Source organism: Ignatzschineria sp. RMDPL8A (genome assembly GCF_029815055.1).
In the GTDB taxonomy this organism is placed as follows: domain Bacteria; phylum Pseudomonadota; class Gammaproteobacteria; order Cardiobacteriales; family Wohlfahrtiimonadaceae; genus CALZBJ01.
Map to the genome: position 1 here is coordinate 759,403 of NZ_JAPPWA010000002.1, position 18,407 is coordinate 777,809.

Annotated in this window: 14 protein-coding genes and 1 pseudogene; 6 read left to right on the forward strand and 9 right to left on the reverse strand. The window is 43.7% G+C overall.

The features are described 5' to 3' along the window. Positions 1 to 213: 213 nt before the first annotated feature. Entirely contained in the window at positions 214 to 1,458 is a 1,245-nt protein-coding gene (locus tag OXI21_RS05000; protein ID WP_279618464.1) for an amidohydrolase, read from the forward strand. 220 nt (positions 1,459 to 1,678) lie between these two features. Beyond that, positions 1,679 to 2,716 (forward strand): cytochrome-c peroxidase, encoded by a 1,038-nt coding sequence (locus OXI21_RS05005; RefSeq protein WP_279618465.1) that lies wholly within the window; start codon positions 1,679 to 1,681, stop codon positions 2,714 to 2,716. A 155-nt stretch (positions 2,717 to 2,871) separates the two neighbouring features. Here the strand turns inward: OXI21_RS05005 and OXI21_RS05010 are convergent, their stop codons facing one another. From OXI21_RS05010 to dnaB, 9 genes and pseudogenes are all read right to left on the reverse strand, one after another. Continuing rightward, entirely contained in the window at positions 2,872 to 3,993 is a 1,122-nt protein-coding gene (locus OXI21_RS05010) for a cation diffusion facilitator family transporter (RefSeq protein ID WP_279618466.1), read from the reverse strand. Positions 3,994 to 4,009: 16 nt separating this feature from the next. After that, the gene (locus OXI21_RS05015) at positions 4,010 to 4,537 is read right to left on the reverse strand and encodes a GNAT family N-acetyltransferase (RefSeq protein ID WP_279618467.1); all 528 of its coding nucleotides are present in this window, start codon (positions 4,535 to 4,537) and stop codon (positions 4,010 to 4,012) included. A 140-nt stretch (positions 4,538 to 4,677) separates the two neighbouring features. Next, the gene (locus OXI21_RS05020) at positions 4,678 to 5,214 is read right to left on the reverse strand and encodes a GNAT family N-acetyltransferase (protein ID WP_279618468.1); all 537 of its coding nucleotides are present in this window, start codon (positions 5,212 to 5,214) and stop codon (positions 4,678 to 4,680) included. Between the two features lie 280 nt (positions 5,215 to 5,494). Next, positions 5,495 to 6,970, reverse strand: coding sequence for a catalase (locus tag OXI21_RS05025; RefSeq protein ID WP_279618469.1), 1,476 nt, complete (start codon positions 6,968 to 6,970; stop codon positions 5,495 to 5,497). Positions 6,971 to 7,316: 346 nt separating this feature from the next. Then, positions 7,317 to 9,039, reverse strand: a pseudogene (ggt, locus tag OXI21_RS05030) (gamma-glutamyltransferase). 232 nt (positions 9,040 to 9,271) lie between these two features. Next, complete coding sequence (locus OXI21_RS05040) at positions 9,272 to 11,494, reverse strand: NADP-dependent isocitrate dehydrogenase (RefSeq protein ID WP_279618472.1); 2,223 nt, start codon at positions 11,492 to 11,494, stop codon at positions 9,272 to 9,274. Positions 11,495 to 12,417: 923 nt separating this feature from the next. After that, positions 12,418 to 13,299 carry a DNA ligase gene (locus OXI21_RS05045; protein ID WP_279618473.1) on the reverse strand — a complete coding sequence of 294 codons (882 nt, stop codon included), beginning with the start codon at positions 13,297 to 13,299 and terminating at the stop codon, positions 12,418 to 12,420. A 182-nt stretch (positions 13,300 to 13,481) separates the two neighbouring features. After that, a complete protein-coding gene (locus tag OXI21_RS05050; protein ID WP_279618474.1) occupies positions 13,482 to 14,339 on the reverse strand; it encodes a hypothetical protein in 858 nt (285 codons plus the stop codon). Positions 14,340 to 14,349: 10 nt separating this feature from the next. After that, positions 14,350 to 15,732 carry a replicative DNA helicase gene (gene dnaB / locus OXI21_RS05055; protein ID WP_279618475.1) on the reverse strand — a complete coding sequence of 461 codons (1,383 nt, stop codon included), beginning with the start codon at positions 15,730 to 15,732 and terminating at the stop codon, positions 14,350 to 14,352. Between the two features lie 213 nt (positions 15,733 to 15,945). On the opposite strand from dnaB, the gene OXI21_RS05060 reads away from it, so the two are divergent. The 4 genes from OXI21_RS05060 (at position 15,946) to rplS (ending at position 18,404) form a co-directional block, all read left to right on the forward strand. Then, positions 15,946 to 16,569 carry a DUF882 domain-containing protein gene (locus tag OXI21_RS05060; RefSeq protein WP_279618476.1) on the forward strand — a complete coding sequence of 208 codons (624 nt, stop codon included), beginning with the start codon at positions 15,946 to 15,948 and terminating at the stop codon, positions 16,567 to 16,569. 138 nt (positions 16,570 to 16,707) lie between these two features. Next, entirely contained in the window at positions 16,708 to 17,343 is a 636-nt protein-coding gene (locus OXI21_RS05065) for an NUDIX domain-containing protein (RefSeq protein WP_279618477.1), read from the forward strand. Further along, positions 17,333 to 17,953 carry an L-threonylcarbamoyladenylate synthase gene (locus OXI21_RS05070; RefSeq protein WP_279618478.1) on the forward strand — a complete coding sequence of 207 codons (621 nt, stop codon included), beginning with the start codon at positions 17,333 to 17,335 and terminating at the stop codon, positions 17,951 to 17,953. Before OXI21_RS05065 ends, OXI21_RS05070 begins: the two co-directional genes overlap by 11 nt. Before the next feature lie 88 nt (positions 17,954 to 18,041). Next, positions 18,042 to 18,404, forward strand: a complete 363-nt coding sequence (gene rplS, locus OXI21_RS05075; RefSeq protein ID WP_279618479.1) for a 50S ribosomal protein L19 — start codon at positions 18,042 to 18,044, stop codon at positions 18,402 to 18,404. Positions 18,405 to 18,407: the final 3 nt, after the last annotated feature.

The window sequence follows — 18,407 nt, forward strand, 5'->3', positions numbered from 1 at the left end:
ACTGACTTCAAATAAAAAAGAGCGCCATCTTGAATGCAAGGTGGCGTTTTTTTACGCCTAAAGATAATTTATAGGGGCACATGCCGGCTCGATTGCTTTATTAAGGAAGCGTGTTAGGATTGGTAAAGAGCGCTGTTTTACCCCGGTAATTGCGTGAATTAATCAACCTCGTTATACACTAAAAAATCTGCCAAAAATCCAAGGAGAATTTCCATGTCACACGCTGATGACGCCCCCATTATTGATCCTGAATCCGCTCATGAATTGACCGCTATTATGGCGCAACTTAAAGCCTGGCAACCGCTTGCTAAACGGACAAGACAAGCGATCCATCAAGCGCCCGAGCTTGGCTTTCATGAACATAAGACCCGCGATCTGATTATTCAAAAATTGACGGAATATGGCGTCGATGAGATCGATACACGGTTTGGCGGGACGGGCGTTGTTGCGGTGATCTATGGTGATCCTAAATCAGCGGATCAAAATAAAGGCCCCACCATCGGACTTCGCGCGGATATGGATGCATTACCGATTGAAGAGGAGAACACTTTTTCGCACATCTCACCCCATAAAAATTGCATGCACGCTTGCGGGCACGATGGGCATGTGACGATGCTTCTGCTTGCGGCAAAATATTTGGCTACTTTCCGCGGGTTTAAGGGGAAAGTGATTCTCTATTTTCAGCCAGCTGAAGAAGGATTAGGCGGTGCGCGCCAGATGATTGATGATGAAAAACTCTTTGATTTTTATCCTGCCGATCGCGTCTATGCGCTTCATAATTGGCCGGGCATTCCGGCGGGGAAAATGGCGTTTAAACCCTATAATGTGATGGCCAGTACCGATAATTTCACCATCCATGTAGAGGGCAAGGGCGGGCATGCGGGGATGCCACAAACCTCGAACGACCCGCTTTTAATGGCGATGCATATCTATCAAGGGATTCAGGGCATGGTGAGCCGTACCTTTAGTCCGCTCGATCCGGTTGTGATCTCGGTAACGCAAATTCATGGCGGCGATACCTTTAATGTAATTGCCGATTCCGCCGAGATGAATGGGACGATTCGTACCCAGTCTGATGAGGTGCGTGAGGATCTGCTTGCGCGCCTTGAGACATTAGTTACCCATATAGCTAAAGCCTTTGGTGGAAGTGCACGTTTTGAGCTTTCGGATCTTGAAAATCCGGTGGCAGTCAATGATCTTGAAGCGACGCATGAAGCGACAACGATTGCACGAAATCTTTTAGGCGATGAAAATGTACTAACCGATATTGAACCAATGATGGCCGGTGATGATTTCTCCTACTTTTTACGCCATATTAAAGGCTGTTACGCATTTATTGGAAATGGCTCAGACAGTGCGCCACTCCATAATAGTTTCTACGATTTTAACGATGAGATTTTGCCGATTGGCGCGGCATATTTTGCAGCGTTAGTGTATGGTTCGCCGTTACAAGCATAAACTAGCACTTAAAACAAACGTAAAGTATTCGTAACTCATTATTATTCCGCTCAAATTCATCATCATTGCTGATATCCGCTTGATCGAATGCTCATTGATTGGTGGAGATAGATGGACGACAACCCTTGCAAATACTGCTTTATGTCATCTTTCCGCAAGGTGGTTATAGTATGATGAAGTCAGGTAGAAAACTTAATTAACGTTCATAAAGGAGTATCGCATGGTTAAAAAGCGTAAACTTTCGTCTACGATTACAAAAGGTTTAGGCATCGTAGCTTGCTCTGTTTCGTTACTTCTCTCAGCATCTTATGCTCAGGCACAAACGCCACGTAATGAGATCATTAAACCGATCCCAGCGCCGGTCGTGACTGATGAAGCAAAAGTTGAATTAGGGAAAAAACTTTGGTTTGATCCACGCTTATCAAAATCAGGATTTATTTCATGTAACTCATGCCATAACTTAAGCATGGGGGGATCGGATAACCTGCCAACGTCAATTGGTCACGATTGGCAAGAAGGCCCAATTAACTCACCGACCGTTCTGAACGCAACGCTTAACTTCGTACAATTTTGGGACGGACGTGCGGCGGACTTAAAAGAACAAGCCGGTGGCCCGATTGCAAACCCAAAAGAGATGGCATCAACGCACGAATTAGCGGTGGACGTAATCTCATCAATCCCACAATATGTAGACGAGTTTGAAGCGGTCTACGGCGATCGCGATGTGAATATTGATCGCATTACCGATGCCATTGCGGTGTTTGAAGAGACGTTAGTAACGCCCAACTCGCGCTTTGACAAATGGCTTAAAGGCGATGATAACGCCATTACAGCAGAAGAGTTAGAAGGGTATGAAATCTTCAAAACAAGTGGCTGTATTGCATGTCACTATGGTGAAAATATCGGTGGAAGCTCATTCCAGAAAATGGGACTTCTTGAAGAGTATAACACTGAAAACTTAGCGCAAGGCCGTGCCGATGTAACCGGTAAAGACGCTGACCGCATGATGTTTAAAGTGCCAACGCTTCGTAACGTTGAACTTACCTACCCCTACTTCCATGATGGGGCAGCAGAGACACTTGAAGATGCAACCAAGCTGATGGGCCGCTTACAATTAGGTCGTAACTTTACTGAAGATGAAGTGACAAAAGTCGTTGCATGGTTCAAAACCTTAACCGGTGATCAGCCACAACTTGTGATGCCGATCTTACCACCATCGAACAATAACACTCCAAAACCTGAGCCGTTTACTAAATAGTATTGCCCTCAGTACTCGCTTAAGGTGAGTGTCAATAAAAAGCCCTCGAACCAATTGGTCTGAGGGCTTTTTTATGTTGAAGGTTAAAAGATTGAGGCCCGTTTAATCACAAAAAGTGAGAGCCAGGCCATCATAAACATCAGGCATTTCATCGTCTATTTTGCGTTATCGTGATGCTCATTCTCTAGCGCTCCATGTTCTTTAAGATCAGTGGTGAGCTGGGTAATTGCGGGGTTTTCGCTTTCGTTATAGGGAACGGGATTTTTAATATCTTCGATGGAATGTTTTTTGTCCAAGATAATAATATCTTTCGTCCATTCGACGCGATCAACAAAGCGGCGTTCGCGATGCACACAGGCTTTAAGCGGGCAGATCTCACACGATTCAGGCAAACAATCATCGGTATGAACAAACATTTCGAAATTATTGCCAAATTTTGAAAAGAGAATTTTCTCAAAGGCATCGAGTTCTTTATGAGCATCGCGGAGCGTTAAATACCACGGCAACGTTAAATGGCAATCAAGATGCATGTGATTGCCATATTTAATAAAACGGACTTTGTGGAGATCGACCCAGCTTGATTTACGGTGACGATTCACCTCATCGACAAAACGCTCAATGAGATCTTCATCCGCCTCGTCCATAATGCCCGCAATGGAAGAGCGAATGATCTTAACGCCGGTATAGATAATAATTGAGCCAAAGATCAGCGCGATTGCCGCATCGAGCCACGCAATTTTAGTGATTAAAATTAGCAGCAGCCCGATCATGAGTCCCGCTGTTGAATAGGCATCGGACTGAAGATGTTTCCCGCCGGCGACAAGGGCAAGCGAATTACTATGACGACCTTTTTGAACTGCAATAAATCCTACCAGATAGTTGATCACACCGGTGATTCCCACAAGGACAAGCCCCGCATTCATCTGACCTAAAAGTTGGTCGATATTGGCATCTTGGAAGAAGAGGCGTTTGAACGCTTCGTAGAGAATAAAACAGCCGGCAACGACAATTAATGTGCCTTCAATGCCGGCGGAGACAAACTCTATTTTTCCGTGCCCGTACGGGTGATTTTTATCCTGCGGGAGGGCAGATAGATAGAGACTATAAAGGGTAAAACTCCCGGCTAATATATTGACGATACTCTCTAATGCGTCGGTTAAAATGGCCACCGAATCGGTGAGATACCAAGCGGTGATTTTAATGCCAAAGAGCAGTACACCGACGGCCACAGCGACCGCTTGAAAGTTAAAGTTGGAACGATCCTCGAAGGTCATCATTTCGATTCCTCTTAGGTTAAGGGATTAAACTGCAGATCACAAGATCTCGGAAATCACCCCTAAAGTTACGGTCGTTGCGTCGGATCATCTCTTGCGTCATGCCAAGTTTTTCCATAACACGGCCCGATGCCGGATTATTGGTATCATAGACGGCAAAAATTCGTTTAGCATTGAGATGATGAATTGAGAAATCGATCAGTTTCTTCGCAGCCTCAGGCGCATAACCACGACGCCAATAATTCTTATTCAGGGCGTACGCGATCTCTACCGCATCTTCCTCTACATTAGGGCGAATATTACATGTGCCGATCATCTTACCACTTTCTTTTAATTCAATGGCAAAATTTCCGAGCGGGCTCTTCATAAAGAGATTAACGATGGTTTTTTTCGTATCTTCGATCGAGGTGTGCGTTGGGAAAATAAAGCGCGTTGTCTCTGCATCTTGCCCATACTCGAACATATCGTCCGCATCCTCGAGCGTAATCGGACGAAGAATAAGGCGTTCTGTCTCCATCACACGGTGTTTTGCTAATTGATAGTACATAGTTATGCTCCTAAAACAGGCCCGTTACTTTATTGCAAGCACGGGCTATCCAAGCCCATTTTCATGGGCTTTAGAGTGATTTGTTATTTTATTTATTTAGAAAATTTTGGAAAATCCTAGCGAGGTATCATTAATGAGGCTTAATGCTCAGAAACGATATAGCTATGGATCACGGCATCGCGCAGTTCACCGCAGAGGTTTTTACGCATGCGAATCACGCCTTCGTGCGTCATCCCGATCTTTTCCATTACACGGCCGGACGCATGGTTTTCGTAGTCATGCGCGGCCCAAATACGTCGGGCTTTAAGGTGTTCGATTGAGAAATCGAGAAGTTTTTTTGCCGCTTCCGGAGCAAGACCTTGGCCCCAATAGCGCTTATTGATTGCGTAGGCAAGCTCGACACTTTGTGCGGTTTCATTCGGGCGAATGTCGCAGGTGCCGATCATTTTTCCACTCTCTTTTAATTCGATGGCAAAATGGCCAAGCGGATTTTTCATAAAGAGATTGGAGATGACCCAGTTGGTTTCGTCGATCGATTGATGCGTTGGAAACACGTGGCGGGTATTGTCGATATCGCTTGCATACTCAAAGAGATCATCTGCATCATCAAGTGTAATTGGGCGCAGAATTAAACGTTCTGTTTCCATCACACGATGTTTCGCTAATTGATAATACATAAAGACTCCTTTTTTTCGGATGATAATTTTAAGCGTCTATCATACACATAAAATTTGAGGTAATAAAAAGGTAGTCTACCTAAAAAATAGGCAACGCGGCACTTTTTTTGTAAAAATTTTAGACAAAAGCAGATAAAACAGCGCCTTTTCAGCGAGATATAAAAAGAGAGATTGCCGCAGTTAACGGATCAATCTCTCGGGTTAATTTTCAAAATTTATCGTTTATTTAACTAAAATTTCACTAAATAACTGATCTTTTGCTCATTTTTTGAAGGATTCATTATGAACGATCAATCTTATCGAGCGAAATCCCTAGTGCCGTTGCCACACCTTCACCATACGCTGGGTCTGCTTTATAGCAGTTATTAATGTGGCGTAATTTAATTTTCTCTTCGGCATATCCCATGTTGCGCGCGGTATTGTCAAAGAGTACTTGTTGCTGCTCTGGGCTCATAAGGCGGAAGAGTTTGCCGGGTTGCTCGTAATAATTATCATCATCTTCACGGAAATCCCAACGTGTGCCGTAGCCATCAAGTGCTAATGGTGGCTCTGCATATTGTGGTTGCTCTTGCCATTCGCTATAACTGTTGGGCTCGTAGGTAATGCGGCTGCCATTATTGCCATCGACACGCATTGCACCATCGCGGTGATAATTATGGAAGGGGCAACGGGGCTGATTCACCGGAATCTGATAGTGATTAACGCCAAGACGATAGCGCTGTGCATCGCCGTAAGAGAAGAGGCGACCTTGTAGCATGCGGTCAGGCGAAAAACCAATGCCCGATACGATATTGGCAGGATTAAATGCCGCTTGCTCAACATCGGCAAAGTAGTTCTCAGGATTGCGATTTAATTCAAACTCACCGACTTCAATGAGTGGGAAGTCTTTTTTGTACCACACTTTAGTCAGGTCAAACGGATTAAACGGCATATTGTTCGCTTCTTCTTCCGTCATCACTTGGATATAGAGCGTCCATTTCGGGAAGTTGCCTTTTTCGATATTGGTATAGAGATCGCGTTGGTGGGTTTCACGGTCGCCCCCAATTAATTTTGCCGCTTCCTCATCGCTTAAGTTTTCAATCCCTTGTTGTGTATGGAAATGGAATTTCACCCAAACGCGCTCATTATCGGCGTTGATCATACTAAAAGTATGGCTTCCAAATCCGTGCATATGGCGATAGGATTTAGGAATCCCGCGATCACTCATGGTAATTGTCACTTGATGAAGCGCTTCTGGCAGAAGACTCCAGAAATCCCAGTTCATATTAGGGCAGCGGAGGTTCGTGCGAGGGTCACGTTTTACTACGTGGTTAAGATCGGGGAATTTAAGCGGATCTCTAAAGAAGAAGACCGGCGTATTGTTGCCTACTAAATCCCAGTTGCCTTCTTCGGTATAAAAACGCATGGCAAATCCGCGGATATCACGTTCAGCGTCGGCCGCACCTCGTTCACCGGCAACGGTTGAAAAGCGCACGAACATATCGGTTTTTTTGCCAATTTCAGAGAAGATTTTTGCTTTGGTATATTGAGTGATATCGTGAGTCACGGTAAACGTACCAAATGCGCCAGAGCCTTTGGCATGCATACGTCTTTCAGGAATTACTTCACGATCAAAATGAGCCAGTTTCTCTAAAAACCAGACATCTTGAAGTAACATCGGACCGCGTTTTCCCGCAGTCATCACATCTTGGTTATTGGCAACCGGCGCGCCGGCTACGGTGGTTAATTTCGCTTTTTGATCATGATCGTTTGCCATGGTGAATCTCCTTGTTGTTGTGATAAGTAATGATTATCATTTTATGGAAATCAATTTAAAAGACTAATTAAGCTTCTTTATCTCTCTAATTTATGAGGACGGATAAGGAAAAAGGCTCCTATTAATATAGTCAATAATGACTGATTTATAGATATAAACAGGCTGTTATATTGATGCTAGGTCAAAAAGTCGGCAAAAATAGCCTCATTTAAAACGATTATGATCCTCTTTTAGGGGGAAGTATGCACACAAGAGTAATAAAACTGGCAATAAAAAGCCCCATCGTAAGTCTGATTGAATATACGATGAGGAGCTCTTATGTTATCGATTGTTTAATTACTATGGGCTAATAGCCAAGGCTTAAATCATCAGCGGTTCTCGGGTCGGAAGCGCCGTAAAATCCCTTGTCATCTTTCATGATGCTTTGAGTGCTCCCCATGACAGGCTCAACCTTAACGGCGTGACCTTTTTCTTTTAAACGATCGATTGTGTCACGGCTAATTCCATTTTCAACACGAATATAATCAGGCAACCATTGGTGATGAATACGAGGAGCGCTACTTGCTTCAGCAATATTCATCTGATATTCAAGCGTGTTAAGAATCACTTGCAGCACGGTGGTGATAATTCGGCTGCCGCCAGGGCTTCCCGTCACTAATACGACATTCCCATCTTTAGTAACAAGCGTAGGGGACATGGATGAAAGTGGGCGTTTGAAGGGTTCAATGGCATTTGCTTCACCGCCAATTAAGCCATATACATTGGGGACGCCGGGTTTGCTTGAAAAGTCATCCATCTCATTATTGAGTAAAATTCCCGTCCCTTCCGCGACAATCCCCGTACCAAAATTGGTGTTGAGAGTGTATGTGACGGCAACGGCATTGCCTTCAGCATCAATCACTGAAAAATGGGTGGTTTGATCCGATTCATAGAGTGTTAAATCGCCCGGTTTGATCATCTCAGACGGAGTCGCTGTCTTTAAAGAGATCGCGTCTGCGATGGTTTTAGCATACTGTTTGTCGAGAAGCGCATGGGTTGGCACATCGTTAAAATCAGGGTCGCCAAGATATTCAGAGCGGTCTGCATAGGCTCGTTTCATCGCTTCACTCATAATATGAATGCTATCTGCACTATTGTGTCCGAGTGCGTTTAGATCAAAGTTTTCTAAAATATTTAAAATTTGAATGATATGAATGCCACCCGAAGAGGGAGGAGCCATTGAATGGATGGTATAGCCTTTATAATTTCCTTCAACGGGCGCGCGTTCGATGGCGCGGTAAGCATTGAGGTCTTGTAGTGTAATCAGCCCATCGTGTCGTTCCATTTCTTGGACAATTTTTTCAGCGATCTTGCCTTGATAAAAGGCCGACTCTCCCTGATCGCGAATTAATTTAAGCGATTGCGCAAGATCTTTTTGGATAAGCTGCTCTTGATAGTGTAGAGGTCTCTCTTTATTGTAGAATATAGCGCGACTTGCAGCACGACTTCCCATCACCTCATCGGCATAGTTTTCTAATGTATCACTCAACGCTATTTCCAATAGGAAAACCCTCTTCGGCGAGTGTAATTGCAGGGTTGATAACTTCATCGCGAGGTAGCGTGCCATAAGTTTCAAGGGCATAGAGGAGACCTTTTACAGTGCCAGGAATCCCAACGGCCTTATGGCTTTTAAGTGATTTATTGGCATCGGCCTCACCGTCCTCATTTAAAAAAAGATCGCGGAATGCCGCTTCAGGCGCCATTTCCCTGAAATCAATTGAGGTGGTTTTTCCCTCTTTTGTGTGAATTAACATAAATCCGCCACCGCCGATATTACCGGCTTGCGGATGGGTGACCGCTAGGGTAAATCCGATGGCAACGGCAGCATCAATGGCATTGCCACCATTTTTTAAAATATCTACACCCACTTGCGTGGCGTGCGCTTCTTGGGTTGCGACCATTCCATTTTTAGCAAATACAGGATGATGCCGAGCATGTTCAACGCCATAAGAGAGTTGAGCTAAGGCGGGATTAAGAGTCGTAAATCCGAGAATAAGCGTAAGTGTTGCAAATGATTTTCGTAAAATCATAGATGCCTCCAAAGTTGTTATTATTGTTATCAGTTATGGATTATTGTGGCGATAGGCCTATATGCAATTTACTTTAATTTTTCAATTGAGTAAATCAAATATTGGAGGCTATATGTTTAGGCGGGTAATAAAAAGCCCCATCGGAGTAAATCTGATAGGGCTGATCTTATTTAATGATATTTACTATATGTTTACTATATACAAATATGCTTAGCTAGAAGCAGTCGGCGTGTTATGCAATACCATCGATGATTGCATTAAGTGTCGCGCTTGGGCGCATCGCTTGGCTCACTTTTTCAGTGATTGGCATGTAGTAACCGCCGATATCTTGAGGTTTGCCTTGCGCGCTGATGAGCTCTGCATTAATGGTGGCTTCATTGTCGCTGAGTGCTTTATAAACCGGTGCGAAGGTTGCTTTTAACTCTGCATCGTCATCTTGGTTGGCAAGCGCTTCTGCCCAATAGGTGGCAAGATAGAAGTGTGATCCTCGGTTATCGATTTCACCGAGTTTACGAGCTGGTGATTTATCATTTTGCAGGAATTTACTGTTCGCCTCATCGAGTGCTTTCGCTAATACCGTCGCTTTCGGATTATTTTGCGTACGGCCTAAATGATGGAGCGATTCTGCAAGCGCTAAGAATTCACCAAGCGAATCCCAGCGGAGGTAGCCTTCATTGACAAACTGCTCAACGTGTTTTGGAGCTGATCCACCGGCGCCTGTTTCAAAGAGTCCGCCCCCTTTCATTAATGGAACGATGGAGAGCATTTTCGCAGAGGTACCGAGCTCTAAAATAGGGAAGAGGTCCGTTAAATAATCGCGAAGTACGTTACCGGTGACCGAGATCGTATCTTGGCCGGCGCGGATGCGTTTGAGCGTGTATTTCGTTGCTTCAATCGGTGACATGATTTGGATATCAAGCCCGTTTAAGTCGTGATCTTTAAGATAGAGATTCACTTTTTTGAGCATTTCACGGTCGTGAGCGCGATTCTCATCAAGCCAGAAAATTGCAGGTGTTTCGGAGAGGCGTGCGCGAGTGACGGCTAATTTAATCCAATCTTGGATTGGCGCGTCTTTCGCTTGGCACATACGGAAAATATCGCCTTTCTCGACCGTTTGGCTCATTAAAATTGTGCCGTCTTCCGCAACGACATTGATCGTACCATCGGCTTCCGCTTGGAATGTTTTATCGTGTGAACCGTACTCTTGTGCTTTTTGCGCCATAAGACCGACGTTTGGCACCGTTCCCATGGTTTTAGGATCCAGCGCGCCGTTTGCTTTACAGTCATCAATGGTCGCTTGGAAAACGCCCGAGTAGCAGCGGTCTGGAATGAGTGCGATGGTATCTTGAGTTTTGCCCTCTTTATTCCACATTTGGCCTGAGTTACGAATCATGGCCGGCATCGATGCGTCAACGATCACATCCGAGGGAACGTTTAAGTTGGTGATACCTTTATCGGAGTCCACCATGGCAAGATCGGGGCCTTGCGCAATAATCTTATCGATATCCGCTAATACTTCAGCCTCTTTAGCGTGACCTTTCACTTTATTAATGACATCGCCAAGCCCGTTGCGAGTATTTACCCCAAGCTCTTTAAAGAGATCAGCATATTTTTCGAAAAGATCTTTAAAGTAGACCTCAACGATTGCGCCAAACATGATCGGGTCAGAAACTTTCATCATGGTCGCTTTAAGATGCGCTGATAAGAGAACGCCGTCCGCTTTTGCATTGGCAATTTCTTTAGCAACAAAGGCTTTAAGCGCGTTGAGATTCATGACAGATGAGTCGATGATTTCACCTTTTAAAAGTGGCGCTTTGCCTTTCAGCTCTTTTTTACTGCCGTCAGTCCCGACAAACTCGATCGTGTAGGAGGTCTCTTTATCGAGAGTCACCGCTTGTTCGGAGGCATAGAAATCGCCTTCGCTCATGGTGCCTACGCGTGTTTTTGAATCTTGACTCCATGCGCCCATGCGATGAGGATTTGCTTTCGCAAACTCTTTAACCGCTTTCGGTGCGCGTCTGTCTGAGTTTCCTTCACGAAGAACGGGGTTTACGGCAGACCCCAATACTTTGGCATAACGTGCTTTAATCGCTTTTTCATCATCGTTTTTAGGCTCGCCCGGATAATCAGGAATGTTAAAGCCTTTTTCTTGCAACTCTTTAATCGCGCGCTCTAATTGCGGGATCGATGCTGAGATGTTTGGAAGCTTAATAATATTAGTATCGGCTAATTGGGTCAGTTCTCCGAGGTGTTTTAACGCATCTTCTGTCTGCTGATTATCGTTTAAACGCTCAGGGAAGAGCGCTAAAATACGGCCTACGAGTGAAATATCTTTGAGATCCACATCGATATTGGCCGTTTTGGTAAACGCTTTTACGATCGGCAAGAAGGAATAGGTTGCAAGCGCCGGCGCTTCATCGGTCTTGGTGTAAAGGATTTTCGAATTGTTTGACATAATTACACGTTCTCATCTGTTATTGTTTCAAGAGGCAGTGCCCATATAGATAGTGTGCAGAGCATTTCGTACATATAAACTATCAATATAGCTAGAAGATCGCCATTTAAAGCGAGCACTGCGCGTTGTAGGAAAGGTCTCTCCGCGCCTCTCCAAAGTGTCCATTTTACAAAGCCATATAATGTACCGTTAGCAGTATATACAATCAAAGCGACGGCTTTCAACTACACCTATTTTCGGTGCATATATAGCTATGTATAGAGCTAGCTATATATATAGGGTCTGTTTTTGGAAATTCAAGGATAACGGTTTTTCGTTGATGCAGAAAGTAAAATTTCTCTATCAGAATCGTTTAATACCTCTTTTGACAGTCAGTTATGAAATTGTTACACTGGTCGTTCGTTTCGTGATCAAGCGAATGTTGATCGGGCTCATTAATGTGAGTCAGTTCATATAAAACAATGTGATAACGATCATGAATGCGCAACTTGTAAGCAAATGTGAATTTATTTCAAATTTGGTGTTGACGTAATCTAAATCTTCGCTATAATTGATCACCTGTTTCGGCAGAGAACAAAAAATCTTCCAAGCGGCGAGGTTAGTTTCATGAGTAAATTAGCGGAGTTTGCAAGATTGGCACTTTAACAATTGGGTTTGTCAGTTTCGTTTTTATCCCCTCAAGTTGATTTGAGGCGTTGATTAAACGGTCTGTTTTACGAGTTTTAAGTTGATCGATTTTCGAACACAAAAACTTTTAAAATAGAGTTGACAGATCAAAAAAAGTTGCTAGAATAGTTCGTCTGCTTATAATACAGCTAGAGGCTTTTTCTTTTGCCCGGAGAAAAAGTGAAAATAACAACGAGAGACTGGAAACGATGGAAGTGTAAGGGAAGGACGGAGGTGCGGAAAAAGGAGCGAGGAGATCATTCTAAACAGGTTTGACTGTCCCGATCGTGTCGAATCCGTAAGAATCGTGCAAAGCGCGGAATATCATTATTGGTATATCCATTATATTGGAAGGTGATACATTCACCAATCTCTGGTGGGTTCTCTCTTTCTTCATAAGTAAATCCTGATCCAATCTTAAATTGCGTTCCATTTTTAATTTCAATTAGCATGGATCCGAGCATTCCTTTAAACTTTCCTTTTCCTTCGAAATGCTCGATCACTATGCCTTCCGCATCATGATGTTCTTTAACTTTTAAGAGATGGTTCACACGACCTGAATGATAATAGGCATCTTGATGATGGAGCATTAAGCCTTCGCCTCTTTTTTGAATAATCTCTTGGTGATATTGATGCATCTCATCAATGGTATTGACTTGAATTTGAGGAATCTTTTTGAGCCATGGAACATTTTTTTCAGTGACGATCTCTCTCATCTTTACTACTCGTTCACTAAAAGGCTCGGGGTAATTGGGGAGATCGAAGATCATAAATTGTACCTCTCTCCAATCGTGATCACTTGGCGCTTTCGTTCGAACAATTCCAGAGACTCTTTCAAACTGATCGCGATCGATCCATAGCTCTCCATCAAGTGGAATAGAGCCGAAGTTTTCAGTAAACCAATCGGGCGCAGGAATGGGGTTCCCTTGTCGAGTTAATAATTGTTTTCCGGTCCAATAACCGCGGACACCATCGAGCTTTTCACTGATATAGTAATGCTCGATATTGATCGTATCCTCATGTGCTTCGAGGAAATTGGAACCATGTTGAAGGGGAGGATTTGCGTACAATAATAAGGGTAGGAATAGCGCAAAGAGAGGAGTAAATAATCGAACGATGGGGGATGTTGAATGCTTCATAATATATTGATATTGAATAAGTTTTTAGATGGATAAGGGACTCTAATAAACCATAAAAGCACTTTAATATCAAATGGTTAAGTTTTAAGGAATAGTTTGAGCGTAAAAAAGCCCTGCAGTTTATGGCGTGCAGGGCTTTGATGAATGGAGATTAATGAGCTTGAATTCTATGTTATATAGAACTACTCGGCGACTGGTTCAGTTGAATTATTAGGAATGGCATCACGAACGACTTTACCGATAAATCCATATTTTAAAACTGAAAGATTGAGTTTGTTGGTTTCAGGCAGAGTGGATTCAAATAGGAGATCCATCGCAATCTCTTCCGTTTCAGAGGCCTCATTCATAGCATCATAGCTTACAATCAATCGGCAAAGACGTTTATTTCGTCCCGCATCAAAATAGAGTTCTTCTCCCTGTAGTAATGCTTTATAGGTGAGGTTTAATTCAGGATTATCTTTTTTGATGTGGTTTGGGAAATGCTCTGTCACAAGCGCCGTTACAGTCGATTCCGAACCCTCAGAGAGGCATCCTGGTACAATCTGCTCATACTCAATCTTATCTAAGCCCAGATTTTCCAAGCTCTTTTTAATATTTGTATTTTCTTTTTTGAGATTACTTTCTGTGACAACATGCTGATAGTTACGTTCTTCAAGCGTTGCATTGCTCTCGGTTAATTTACCAATCTGCATATAGAGAAAACCGCTCAGCGCGGCAAGCCCAATAATCATGGGAATGGTAAAAACGAGCGCCGCTTTATTTGAATTTTTTGGTAGCGGTGCTTGGTGGAGAGTATCTTTTTCGTTTGGATTAGACATTATTGTTACCTCGGTTTGAATGCCGATGTCGGCCAGTTTTGTTTGTAAAATTGAGGCTTCCGTTTCGCTAAGATTTTTGTAGAGTGGCGGATTAGGTTGATCATTAAGATAGAGATCGAGCGCTTCATCGCTAAGATTAAGGAGTTTGGCGAGCCGTTTTTTCGTGCTATTTTGATCAATATGATCTAAAAAAGACTGAAATCGTAGTTGGTATCTCGCCATATAAATCCTCTTATTCTTCGTCGAAATCTTGGAATGAATTGCTATAATCACGGGTTTCCAGGTTGGTAAAGCGTGAGTATTTCCCTTGGAACGCAAGTTTTACTGTACCGATTGGGCCGTTCCGTTGCTTCCCGATAATAAGTTCCGCAACCCCTTTTTCCGGTGAGTCTTCATTATAAACCTCGTCGCGATAGATAAAACAGATCAAGTCCGCATCCTGCTCAATCGCCCCTGAGTCACGCAGGTCACTCATTACTGGGCGTTTATTAGGGCGTTGCTCAAGGCTACGGTTTAACTGTGAAAGGACAATAACCGGAACATTCAGTTCACGAGCCATCAATTTTAACGAGCGTGAAATTTCCGAAACCTCCGCTACCCGCTGATCACTCATTCCGGGGATACTCATCAATTGAAGGTAGTCCACCATCACAAGTCCCAGTTGGCCGTGATCACGTTGTAATCGGCGCGCGCGCGAACGCACTTCAGAGGGGCTAAGGCCACTCGTATCATCAATAAAGATCTTCGTATTGGCGAGCGTTTTTGTGGCATCACTCAGTTTTTTTGTATCGAGATCATCGAGTTTTCCGCTACGAATTTTCCCCTGCTCAATCGAACCAAGCGAAGAGAACATCCGCATCACAAGCTGTTCTGCCGGCATCTCTAAGCTGAAAATTGCCACCGGTTGACGGGTATACATCGCCACGCGTTCAACCATATTCATCGCAAGTGTGGTTTTACCCATCGACGGACGGCCTGCAACGATAATCATATCGCCATTTTGAAGTCCGGAGGTCATCTCATCGAATTGACTCCATCCCGTCGGTGCTCCGGTGATGCCATCTTCCGCTTTCGCCATCTCATCGATTCGCTCAAGGGCATGCTCCATCACATCGCGGATATTAGTCAAACCTTGATCGCTCTTTGCCCCTTGCTCGGCAATAGCAAATACCGCTTGTTCGGCAAATTGAATCAGCTCATCGGGCGTGCGACCATCCGGGTTAAAACCAGAATCGGCAATATTCGTACCGACGGCAATAAGACGGCGAACCACCGAGCGCTCGTACACAATTTTCGCATACGCAACAATGTTACTAACACTCGGCATATCCTGCGCAAGCGTAGCTAGATAGGGGCGACCACCGACCTCTTCAAGCAGATTTTGTTGCCCTAATTGATCGGCAACAGTTAAAATATCAACGGACTTTACATTCTTGTAGAGATCCTCAATAACTTCATAAATTTGGCGATGATCTTTACGATAAAAATCACCGGGAGTTAACATTCCATCAATCTTATCCCAAGCCTCAGCGGAGATAAGTAAACCGCCTAAGACGGCCTGTTCTGCCTCAATTGAATGGGGAGGCGTTTTGATTTTTTCGAGCTGTAGATCCATCTTGTCTCTTTAAGTTATTGATATAAGTTAATATATCCTATATAAATATATGGTTAAATATTATAGCATGCTTATTTGCTTCGGATCATTTCACCACCAGATTTCTAAATGAAAATAGTTGCTAAATGAATGCTCAGAAGTTAAAATACAAAGCTCATTATTTAATAAATAAATATGTTTAATTGACAGAGTAAAAATTAGAGGTACTTACGCATGATTTCAGAAGAGAAGGATCAAACCGTCGAACGTTATATTCAGCTTCATAACGAGCTTGTTTGTGAAAACCGTCGCGATCTACTTAAAAAATCAACTGGAATCTTAGCCGGTTGTGCGGCATTAGGATTATTTGGTCTTCAGCCTGCGATGGCAAAACAAGCGTTTAGCAAAGAGCGCGAGTTGACTATTTTTACCCCCGCATTAGGGGAAACTTCACGGGTGACTTACTGGATCCCTGGAGAAGGGTACATTAAAGAATCGCTCGATGAGCTGTCTTGGGCACTTCGCGATCGTCGTACTAATACAGCAAAACTATATGATCCGCATGTACTCGATCAATTGTATGCATTAAGCCTTCAATTAGAATATGGTAAACCGGTTCATGGATTAAGCGGATATCGCTCACCTCAAACCAATGCCATGCTTCGCCGTACGATGGGCGGGGTGGCAAAACAGAGCTTCCACATGAAAGGTCAAGCGATCGATATTCGTATGCCAGGCGTTTCCACACGAAATCTTCGTAACGCGGCGTTATCGCTTAAAGCCGGTGGCGTAGGTTATTACAGCCGTTCAGCATTTGTTCATATTGATAGCGGTACCGTTCGCTCTTGGGGTCGTTAATTCATTAACGATTACAATTCGATTACTTATTTCTCTATACGATAATCTGTCAATTAACGTGTAATAAAATAGTTGTAATAAAGGTCATTATGGCATGCCATAATGGCTTTTTTATTATGAAATAATAGAGAGGGTGCAATGAAGCGGGTGGTTAAAAAAGGGACGTTTACTAATAAAGATATCACCATTAAAGCGTGTGAGCGTGCATATAATGGGTTTTTCAAACTCGATAAAGTGACGTTTGATCATAAACGTTTTGATGGTGGTATGAATTATGACGTTGTTCGTGAAGTTGTGCAGCGTCAAGATGCGGTAGGTGTCTTGTTATACGATCCGAAACGGGATGAAATTCTGTTGATTGAGCAGATTCGCATTCCGCTCTATGAGAAGAGTGAATCGCCGTGGACTTACGAGATTGTTGCGGGTATTATGGATCAAGAAGGCGAGGATCGAGAGGCTTTGGCGCGCCGTGAAGCGCTTGAAGAGGCCGGTGTCACGATTGATCAATTAATTCCGATGCATCATTATTTTAGCTCCACCGGCGGAAGTACTGAGCAACTGTTTCTCTATTTAGGGATCTGTTCGCTTGAAAATGCCGGCGGTGTGTTTGGCGTTGAAAATGAGCATGAAGATATTCGTGCGTTTACCCTCGCTAGGGAAGAGGCGTTTCAATTACTTGATCAAAACCGTCTCGATAATGCATCGACTCTGATCGCTTTATTATGGTTTCGTCAAAATTATCAAAAATTTCAGGAGGAGACACATGCTAATTAATATTCATCCCGTTGATCCTCAGCCGCGAAATATCAAGATGGCAGCGGATATTCTTCGAAAAGATGGCGTGCTTGTCTATCCCACCGATTCCAATTATGCGCTATGCTGTATGGTCGGGAATCAAAAGGGTATGGAACGGATTATTCAAATTCGGGCTGAGAGTAAGCAGGTACACTATTTTTCGCTCGTGTGTCGCGACCTGTCGGAATTATCGCAATATGCACTTGTCGATAATCGCCAATATCGATTGTTGAGAGCGGTATTGCCGGGGGCATATACTTTTATTTTAAAGGGTTCGCGCGAGGTACCAAAACGATTGTTGACGCCAAAACGAGATACGGTGGGGTTGCGAATGCCCGATCACCCCATCACGCAAGCGCTCCTCGATGAGCTAGGTTCTCCGCTAATGTCAGCAACGCTTAAAGTCCCGAATATGGAACTCTATGAGCTCAATACTCCGAGTTTAGTCGATGATGTGCTTGGCAATCGAGTCGATGCGGTGATTGATGGCGGCCCTTGTTCGATGGAACCGACCACCGTCATTGATTTAAGCGATGGCATGCCCGAAATTATTCGCCAAGGTCAAGGCGATGTTTCCCTATTTATCTAAATAAATGTGCGTTTATTTGAGCAATAGTATATAATGCTTTGCTTAGTACGAATTTAGGCTAGTTGGTTTTTATTAAAGGTTTATAATTATGAATATTATTCAGATGTTAGAGCAAGAAGCGATGCAAGGTAAAGAGCTTCCTGAATTTAACCCTGGTGATACTGTTGCAGTACAAGTACGGGTAAAAGAGGGAGAGCGTGAGCGTCTTCAGGTTTTCGAAGGCGTTGTAATTGCAAAACGTAACCGTGGATTAGGTTCAGCATTCATCGTAAGAAGAATTTCTCACGGTGTAGGCATGGAGCGTACTTTCCAAACTTACAGCCCAATGATTGCGGGTGTTGAAGTTAAAAGACGTGGTGACGTTCGTCGCGCGAAACTTTACTATCTCCGTGAGCGCGCAGGTCGTGCAGCACGTATCAAAGAGAAATTATCACGCAAAGCAACTGCGTAATTT